The 8,831-nt window shown below is 63.8% G+C and carries 6 protein-coding genes and 1 pseudogene; 5 read left to right on the top strand and 2 right to left on the bottom strand.

Annotation, left to right across the window (positions count from 1 at the left end):
- Positions 1-7 precede the first annotated feature (7 nt).
- Together AC5JJ6_RS29800 and AC5JJ6_RS29795 are read right to left on the bottom strand one after the other, a co-directional pair.
- Positions 8-1,663 (bottom strand): site-specific DNA-methyltransferase, encoded by a 1,656-nt coding sequence (locus AC5JJ6_RS29800; RefSeq protein WP_496045529.1) that lies wholly within the window; start codon positions 1,661-1,663, stop codon positions 8-10.
- A 444-nt stretch (positions 1,664-2,107) separates the two neighbouring features.
- Positions 2,108-2,950 (bottom strand): IS5 family transposase, encoded by an 843-nt coding sequence (locus tag AC5JJ6_RS29795; RefSeq protein WP_496045530.1) that lies wholly within the window; start codon positions 2,948-2,950, stop codon positions 2,108-2,110.
- Positions 2,951-3,087: 137 nt separating this feature from the next.
- Here AC5JJ6_RS29795 and AC5JJ6_RS29790 point away from each other — a divergent pair, with 137 nt between their 5' ends.
- The 5 genes and pseudogenes from AC5JJ6_RS29790 to AC5JJ6_RS29770 form a co-directional block, all read left to right on the top strand.
- On the top strand, positions 3,088-4,389 hold the full coding sequence (locus AC5JJ6_RS29790; RefSeq protein ID WP_496045528.1) for a vanadium-dependent haloperoxidase: 1,302 nt from the start codon (positions 3,088-3,090) through the stop codon (positions 4,387-4,389).
- A 347-nt stretch (positions 4,390-4,736) separates the two neighbouring features.
- The gene (locus AC5JJ6_RS29785) at positions 4,737-5,318 is read left to right on the top strand and encodes a M10 family metallopeptidase C-terminal domain-containing protein (protein ID WP_496045527.1); all 582 of its coding nucleotides are present in this window, start codon (positions 4,737-4,739) and stop codon (positions 5,316-5,318) included.
- Between the two features lie 1,098 nt (positions 5,319-6,416).
- Complete coding sequence (locus AC5JJ6_RS29780; protein WP_496045526.1) at positions 6,417-7,487, top strand: DUF2332 domain-containing protein; 1,071 nt, start codon at positions 6,417-6,419, stop codon at positions 7,485-7,487.
- Between the two features lie 780 nt (positions 7,488-8,267).
- On the top strand, positions 8,268-8,423 hold the full coding sequence (locus AC5JJ6_RS29775; protein ID WP_496045525.1) for a hypothetical protein: 156 nt from the start codon (positions 8,268-8,270) through the stop codon (positions 8,421-8,423).
- Positions 8,424-8,473: 50 nt separating this feature from the next.
- Positions 8,474-8,831, top strand: a pseudogene (locus AC5JJ6_RS29770) (transposase); the annotation flags it as partial.

Raw genomic sequence — 8,831 nt, 5'->3', positions numbered from 1 at the left:
CCGCCAGTCACAACCGATTCAGATGCCTCAAGCTGTTCCCGGATGGACACTTAGCAGTATCCTTCAGCCGGTAGTATTCAAAGGAAGCGCGGGCCAGCATGCGCTGGCGCGCGATTGCGATTGCAACGCGACTAGTATCAATGGTGATCCAGCGACGCCCCCACTTTTCGCTCACATAAGCCGAAGTGCCCGAACCGCACGTGGGATCCAGAACGAGGTCTCCCGGATCAGTCGACATCAATAAACAGCGCTCGATCACTTTTGTGGAGGTTTGTACAGCATACACCTTCGGGTCACTCAGGCTTGCTCCGCTGCTGGTGTCCTCCCAGAAATTGTTGATCGGTGCGGCCTCAAAATCGTCCAAGAAGCGTCGATACATCAACACACGGCCCGTATCTATCACGCGCTCTGCAGAGATAAGACGCCTCATGCCGTCAGGAGAAGTTTTCCAGTAATTGCTTCTAGGTTTCACTTCGGTGCCGCGCCACTTCACGGCGAAGTCACCCGGCGGTCTTGCCGACGTGAGATTGTCGACGACATACGCCCGAGCTCCTTCTGGAAGAGTCTTGCCGCCTCGGAACTCTTCATCAGTTAGTCGGCGTTCGTTTCCAGAAGGCTCTCGCGCATGCTGATACTTGTCGGCGATAGGAGTGCCCAGAGATTTAGCTTTGTAAATCTGCCGATATTTTAGTTTTTCCTTATTTCTGGCGTACCATAAAATATAATCCATAGAGCCGCTGAGATGTTCAGACGTTTGTCCCGAGGTTTTTTTGAAAACAATCTCACTAACGATTTGATCTGATCCAAATATCTCGTCCAGCAGTGCCCGGACTCTGTGAACGTTTTCGTCTCCGATCTGCACAAAAATGCTGCCGCTGTTGGTCAACAACTTTCGGGCAATGGTTAGCCGGTCCCTGAGGTATGCTAGGTACGAATGAACGCCAAGCCGCCACGTGTCGCGGTACGCGCGAACCGTTTCTGCTTCGCGGGTGAGGTCAGCCTGCTTGTCGCCAACCTTCGGATCAGTGGTTTTTGGCTGGAAATTCGACCCGTATTTAATCCCATACGGAGGGTCGATGAATATCATCTGCACCTTGCCGGCGAGGTTCTCCCGTTGTGCCAGGCTGGCCATCACCTGCAGGCTATCGCCGAGGATCAGCCGGTTCGCCCAGTCCACGTCGTGCTGGTAGAACTTGACCGCCTGCGCATAGGAAAGCGTGGAGTCAGCGAACAGGTCGCGCGTCACGTCCTGCCTTGCCGCGGCCCGCAGGATGGCCTGGGTGCTCACGCGCTCATGGATGTGCAGCGCCACCGGGTCCACCGCGAAGCCCGGCGTCTCCCGCTTGCCGGCCCATTCCAGCCAGGGCTCGTGCCGCCGAAGGGCCTCGGCCAGCATGGCGGCCTCCTCCGCGGTCAGCTTCTCCCGCGTCGCCTTCTCCAGCAGCGGCGGCAGCGCGTCCGCCCGGCCGGAGGGGTCCGCCCGCAGCGCCGGGTCCAGCCGGGGGGAATAGGCGTAGCTCGTCCGCGGCGCGGGCGGCGTCCGGCCTTCCGCGGCGATCGCGGCGGGAGGGTTGTTGGGGCGGGTGGCGCCAGCATGGCGATAGTCCTCGACCGGCAGTGCGCCCTGTTGTCCTGAGGGCTGTGCCCGCCTCCGTCCCGCCATTCCCGATTCCCCCTGCAACTAAGGCGCGAGAATACAGAAAGGGAGAGGGATTGCGCAGTCAATGCGGGGGCCGGAGTACGCCGATTTTGTGGCTCTTCTCGGGGAGGCTCGCGCCTTGCAACGAGCGGTTGGAGCCGGGCGGCGATCGCCCGAGCGGTCTCCCCCCCAACCCCAAGCAAGGGGCGTGCTGGGAGATTGGCCGTTTTCCTGGGTTTCAGGCTTGTAGACTCAATCGCCCAAGTCCCGAGCTTCGGAGAGAGAATGGCCTTGGGGAGACGGAAAAGGGGGTCGTTCCACCCTCGAAGTATCAACCCCGCCCGCCAAAACGCGGCAGAACGCCGCGTGTGGCGGCGCCGGCGGTCAAACGGAGAATGGAGTTAGGAAACCGACTGGAGCAGCGGTGGGAACCGGGGAATAAAATTCTCTGACAGTCCGTTTGCGAAGTCATGGGGCGGGCACCCGCCTGCGATTGGGATGGGCGAGGCGGTGCAGCATCAGGCGGATCGCGGCCAGAGTGACCATCGCTTCGGAGACTTCGGGCAGCGCCTCGTAGTCCTTGGACAGCCGCCGCCAGCGGCCGAACCAGCCGAGCGATCTCTCGACCACCCACCGGCGCGGCTGCACGACGAAGCCGGTCGTGCCTGCGGCGCGGCGGACGATGATCAGCACCAGACCCGTCAAGAAGCAGGCGAGCAGGGCGGCAAGCCGATTGTAGATGCTGTCGGCGAAGACGATCCGGAGCCAGGCATAGAGCGGCTTCACGCGCTTCAGCAGGTCACCGAGACCGTCGGCGTCCTGGATGTCGGCGGCATGCACGAGGATGCCGAGCAGCAGACCGTCCGTGTCGACCGCGACGTGACGCTTGCGCCCCTTCAGTCGCTTCGCGGCATCCCAGCCGCGCGGGCCACCGCTCTCCGTGGTCTTCGCGCTCTGGGTGTCGACGATCACCGCGGTGGGGCTGGCCTCCCGCCCGGCGCTCTCGCGCAGCATGACCACGAAGTAGTGGCGGATGCTCTCCCACACGCCGTCCCGCAGGAAAGCGCGTAGGTAACCATACACCGTACGCCATGGCGGGAAGGCCGGCGGCGGTGGTAGGTGCCGCCACTGGCAGCCGGTGCGCACGAGGTAGAAGAGCCCGTCCAGCAGGTTCCGGGTGTCCGTCGTGCGCGGCCGCCCGCCGGGCTTGGCGGCGGGGATCAGTGGCTCGAGCAGACGGAACTGGTCATCTGTCAGGGCTTGGCCGGAGCCGAAATCCCCAACCATTGCGCGGTTGGCCGGTGTCCACATGGCGATCTCCGGGCAGGAAACCGCCTGCAACGCCCGCTGAAGGGTCATGATCAGCCCCTGTCGCCCACCCTGTCGCCGTCGCGCACAGGCCCCTCGACGCCGCCCTTGACTTGCGGATCCGCACCCAAGCTAGATGGATGACGGCAAAGAAGAAGCACGTCTGGCCTGATCCCTTGCCTTCCGCAAAGGAGGTCGCAATGAAAGTTGCTTTTAACTTTCGGGTCGTATTGGTCCTGCTCGGTGTCGTACTGTTCGCCTTTGGGGTGAAAGCCAACGCGGTCACCGAGTGGAACCTGGTCGCCGTGAACGCGATCCCACCGCTCGCCGCGACCGGGCCGGTCGGCAGCCGCGTCCTTGGCTATGTCCATGTCGCAATGTTCGATGCGGTGAATGCCGTCGAGCGGCGGTATGCCCCCTACAAGGTGGATGTCAGCAGGCCCGGCGCGTCGGCCGAGGCGGCCGCTATGGCTGCGGCGCACGGCATCCTGGTCAGGATCTACCTAGGCCAGCGGATCGGGCTAGACGCAACGCTCGCCAAATCGCTCAGCGCCTTGCCAGAGGGTGAGGCGCGAGAGGAGGGCATCGCGCTCGGCAGGCTGGTGGCCGAAAGGACCGAGGTGGCCGTGGACGACTTCGGCGCCCCGGATCCGGCCTTCCAGATGGGTGCCACGCCGTCGTCGTGGCGGCCCTATCCGGCCAGCGCGCCGCCGCGCGGTCTCGGCTGGGGCAAGATCAAGCCATTCGCGCTCTCTGGCGGCGGCAAGTTCGAGCTGCCTGGGCCTCTTCCGGTCAGGTCTCCTGACTACGCCAGGGAACTCGGCGAGGTGCGCCGCCTTGGCGGGCGCGACAGCCCTGCGCGCACGGCTGAGCAGACCGCAACGGCGATCTTCTTCACGGTCGGCGGTGGGCCGCTCCTCAACGACGTCGCGCGCCAGGAGGCGAACGCGAGGGGGCTCGACCTGCCCGAGACCGCCCGCCTCTTTGCGCTGATCAACATAGCCATGTCCGACGCGATGATCGCCGGAATGCGTGAGAAGTGGCGGCATGACTCCCCGCGCCCGGTGACGGCAATCCGGGCGGGGCAGACGCTCGGCAATCCGGCCATCGAGCAGGATTCGGCGTGGGAGCCGCTGATCATCACTCCCAACTTCCCCGACTACCCTTCGCTGCACAGTGCGAATTCCGCCGCCGGCGCGACCATCCTGCGCAAAATCTTCGGCGGCGACACCACCCAGGCACGTGTGAGCGTCACCTACCCCTTGGGCGGGGTGACCCGTTCCTGGACCACCTACACCGATCTCGTGTCTGAAACGACCAACGCCCGGGTCTGGGGCGGCCTACACACCCGCACGGCGTGCGAGCACGGGGAAGGATTAGGCCAGCGCATCGCCGAGTTCGTGTTCGACGCTTTCCTGCAGCCGAGTAAGGAAACGCGATAGGGGAACAGCAGAAGTTTGCCTGCGAACTGGCGAGGGTCTTCCATGCGATAAATCGGTGCCTCTCGGAGCGGCTCCGAGGCCCCTTTGTGAATGGTGGCGTGAGACAACGGATAGCGCAGGCCAGGATGAGCTCCGAAGGCTCGTGGCCGTCTGACCTTATCAAACGGGCTCTGAGGGTGAACCCCTGCTGAACCCCGCCGCATCATGGTCCTTTCGTGAAAGTTGGGCAGGAGGCTGCTAGCCAAGGTGATGCTTGCATGTGGTTCGCCTGCTAGTTTAAAGACTCAACCTTAAGTTGGATCTTATGTGTTCGTTTTGCTTACGAGTAGATGTTGCAGGAGCACCACATGTTCTGGACGGCAGGCGCTTCCAAAGCCCAGGGTTGGGGATCCGATTTTGCTGAGGTACTCCTGGGCAGCACGTTCCGCGTTACAGTTGCTGGGCTAACTCCCGAGCGCCTCGAAGGAGGAGATGGGGTAGACGTCCTGATCAGCTTGGCAGGCGACAACACGCTCGATGGCGGCGCGAATAGTGACATCCTACTCGGTGGACGCGGTGCAGACGTCTTGATCGGAAGCGCAGGGCGCGACGCCTTGTGGGGTGGTCCTGACGCAGACCTCTTTCGGTTCGCGGCGGAAGACGCCGCGCAGCCTAAGGCTGATGTGGTAGTAGATTTTTCTCAGGCTGATGGCGACCGGATCGACTTGTCGGCTTTCAGAGACGTTGATCCATGGGTGCCGGGAGAGCAGGGCTTCGATTTTGTGGGAGATGTGACGGGATTGATCCGACCTGCGGTGTACACTCCCGGTGAGGTTACTTTCGTCCACACTGGGGATTCCACGCTAGTTACGGCTAATGTCGACGGTGGAGTCCTGCACATTCAGGTGGCCGGTCGCTTTGACCTTGTGGTGGACGACTTCCTTTTCTGACGGGGCCTCCCCAACAGCGATCTGGTCGGCGGACTGCGCCCGTGGTCGGTCGGCGGCGAGGTAAGGACATCCCTCAGCTCAAGCTGCGAAACGAGCCCTAGGTTTGCAGGACGTCTTCGGCTACCCGCCAGCCAGTCGGTTCTAATTGGGCAATGGGGACCGTCACCTTTTAACTTCCTATCGCCCTAACGGTTCTGATTACTGGGTTGCCAAAGCCATAACTCCGCACCTCCGATCCTAGTCGCTCTGATAGCCAAGCCAAGCGGGGTAGCAGAGGGTGGCTGGCCGGTTGCGCTCGATCAGCAGGCGTGAATTCCACGAGCAAGTGGCTTCACGCTGGCGACAGCTCCGAATTCAGTCGAGCGCATCGACGGGGTCGCCGACGGCGATACCTTCGTGACGGCCTGTGGCGAGAAGGTGCGAGTGATGGGAGCCATCAAAATTTGCTCTAGCCACCAAGGCTATCCGGCTCAAGTGTCCGCCGTGTGGCCTTAACTGCACCAGTATGGTCCGCCGCCTCGGCCAAGCTGTCCGCAACCTGAAGCCCGATGGGGGATACCTCAGCGGGTTCCTGCGGCTCCTCAACGGTGGATGCTGGCCGTGTCGGCTCAGCTCTGACAAAGGCTTCCGTGCCTGCCGATGCATTCTGCCTACGCGACTCGATGGTCATTGACGCCTCCTGGAAGCGCGGCTTCCCACCTCCGCTCAACGCCGATACCCGAACAGCGTTCTTGTACCATCCTCTACTCAGTCCGATCTATGAGGCGCCCGATAATCCAGCGGCGGTCGTCGGTCGGAACCTTTTGTCGACAGTTTTGGATCGGTGCCGTCCGGCACGAACGAGCTCCGGCGCAATGTGCCGAGCAACTTCGATGATGTGCGGACGGCGCCCGACCGGAGCGCGCTCAGCATTTAGTGTGGGCTTTTTTGAATCGTGTGATGCGGCGGCACGGTGCGTACCCGCAAGTCGTTCGGCCCACCATCCCTGGGCGGACCAGCGTTGCCGCTAGGCTCTGAAGGGCTGGCGCATAGGCCGGATGGAAGATTTCCAGGTCAGACGCGTTCTGGTAGCGCGAACACGATCAAGGGGACCCGCCCATGGTGACCTCAGCCGAAACCACCATTCGCAAGGCATTTGCCGCACAGGCCGAAGCGTGCGCCAAACGCGGCTCGCCCTTCACGGGTCTGCTCTGCGAGGTGCTCGAGCGTTCGCTCGACCGCTCGACAGAAGTCGGACGACGCGTGCTCAACTGGTCCGGGCGGCCCGACGCACGCGGCGACTCGGTTCCGCTCAGGTTGGCCGGCGGTCTGCACGCCCTGGTCCGGCGGGGGCGCCTGCCGCGCCTGGCTGCGATGTACCCGCCCAATCCACTACCTGAAGCGGAGACGCTGGAGGCGACCTTGGCCGACGCCTTGCCCGAGGCCGATGCCGACCTCCTGCCGTGGCTCGACCGCGCGCCACAGACCAACGAGCCCATGCGCTCGGCCCCGCTCATGGCGGGCCTCCTTGTTATCGCCGCCGAGACCGGCGGATTGCCCTTCGCACTGCACGAGCTTGGTGCGAGCGCGGGCCTCGTCCTCGTGCTCGACCGGTACGAGCACCGGTTGGGCGGTGTGACGGCCGGCACGCTGGGCGCGCCCGTCAGGGTCGCTCCCGCTTGGGAGGGTGACCCGCCGCCGGCCGACGTGTCAGTACATGTTCTGCGGCAGCAGGGGTGCGACCTCGACCCGCTTGACGTGGCAAACCCTACGGACCGCGAGCGCCTGCTTGCCTACGTGTGGCCCGACCAGGCCGAGAGGCTCGCCCGCGTCGAAGCTGCCATCAGTGTCGCGGCCACCGACCCGCCCCGGCTGGACCGCGCCGAGGCAGCCGCCTGGACCGAAGCGGCGCTTGACCCGGGTGCCGCCGAGGAGGGGGTGGCGCGCGTTCTCATGCATGCGGTGGCCCTCCAGTACGCCCCACAGGAGACCGCTGCCCGGGTCGCAGCGCATGCGGCGCGGGTCGGGGCGGCTGCGACCAGCGAGGCGCCCTTCGCCTGGCTCCGCTTCGAGGCGGATCCGGCCTACGACGAGCAGGCGAGCCTACGACTGACCTTGTGGCCCAACGGAGACGAACGTGTGCTCGCGCTGGGCGACACCCACGGGGAGAAGCTGCACTGGCTGGGGTAGGCCCCGCCGGGCGTAGCCCGCCACGCCGGTGCGTCTTCGGTCGCGGCTCTGCACCGGTTGCTGGGCGCAAAACGCTCCAGCCGAGCACTCCGGCGTGTAGTCGAATTTTCGACGCCTCGGCCGAGATGGTGCGGGTAGCGTGGGAACGCGTCGGCAGTCGGGGCGAGGTCCGGAACATGCGCTTAGAGGACGTGGCTTGGCGGGAGGAGTTCGACGGGATCTAGACCTACGCCTCCCTTCTGCACGTTCCGGCGGCGGAATTCCCCGGCGTCGCTGCGCGCCTCCCATTGACGCTCCTACCACACGGCGTCTGGTACATGTCGTTCAAGCTGGGGGCACGGCAGCGCACCGTCGCAGGGCGCCTATTTGTGGACCACAATGCGGACTCGCTTCGAACCACCCTTTTGGATCCGCCCATGGAGATGGTGGAGAGCTGGGTGTCTGCGGACGTGCGGCCTGGTCGGTGCGGCGAGCACTGGCTCAATGCTGTGTTTATCAAGCACTACCGAAGTTATGGGTGATCCGCCTAGCCCTGATGCCACGGCGGAACTCTCAGCCGAGGCATTGCAGTGCAGTGCTGCCGAAGCAACCATTAACGTTGCCATATGGCCAGCACAGGCAACTCTGCGGATGAACTATTAACATTCTATTTCATTATCATGCTGTTTTCAGCCTTTAAGCCAACCATGTCGGCCAAGCGATTGCCAGGATCCGACGAACGCCGCAGATTAACGCTCTGTCGGCCACCGACGGCGGCCGGAACGTCCAAGGGCAATAAAAATGCAGGAAGACCTGTTCGTCGGCACGGCCGGCACCTCGGTCTGGTTCGGCCGTGACCGCGGCGAGACCTGGACCCGTCCCTACAGTGAGTCCGGCCTCTACATCGAAGCGCGCGTCTGGGCACTGTCAGTTCACCCAGATGGCCTGCCCCCCTAGAAGTAGTCCGCCGGCTGTGAGAGGCCGGTGCGATCACGGAAGTGACGGCCATGGCAGGGAAGCGGAGCACGCCGGAGCAGATCATCGCTAAACTGCGGCAAGTTGAGGTGCTAACGGCACAGGGCAAGTCAGTGGCCGAGGCGGTTCGGGCGATCGGGGTAACGGAGCCGACCTACTATCGCTGGCGGGCGGAATACGGCGGGTTGAAGCTCGATCAGGTGAAACGGCTAAAGCAGCTCGAGGCGGAGAATGCCCGGCTGCGCAAGGCGGTGGCGGACCTGGCGCTGGAGAAGGTCATCTTGAAGGAAGCCGCGTCGGGAAACTTCTGAGCGCCGCGCGTCGTCGGGCATGTCACGACCAAGCTGGGCATCTCGGAACGGCTTGCCTGCAAGGTGCTGGGTCAGCATC

The sequence above is a fragment of the Skermanella sp. genome, assembly GCF_059503625.1.
Note: the sequence above shows the minus strand (reverse complement) of the source record. Positions and strands in the feature narration are given on the sequence as shown.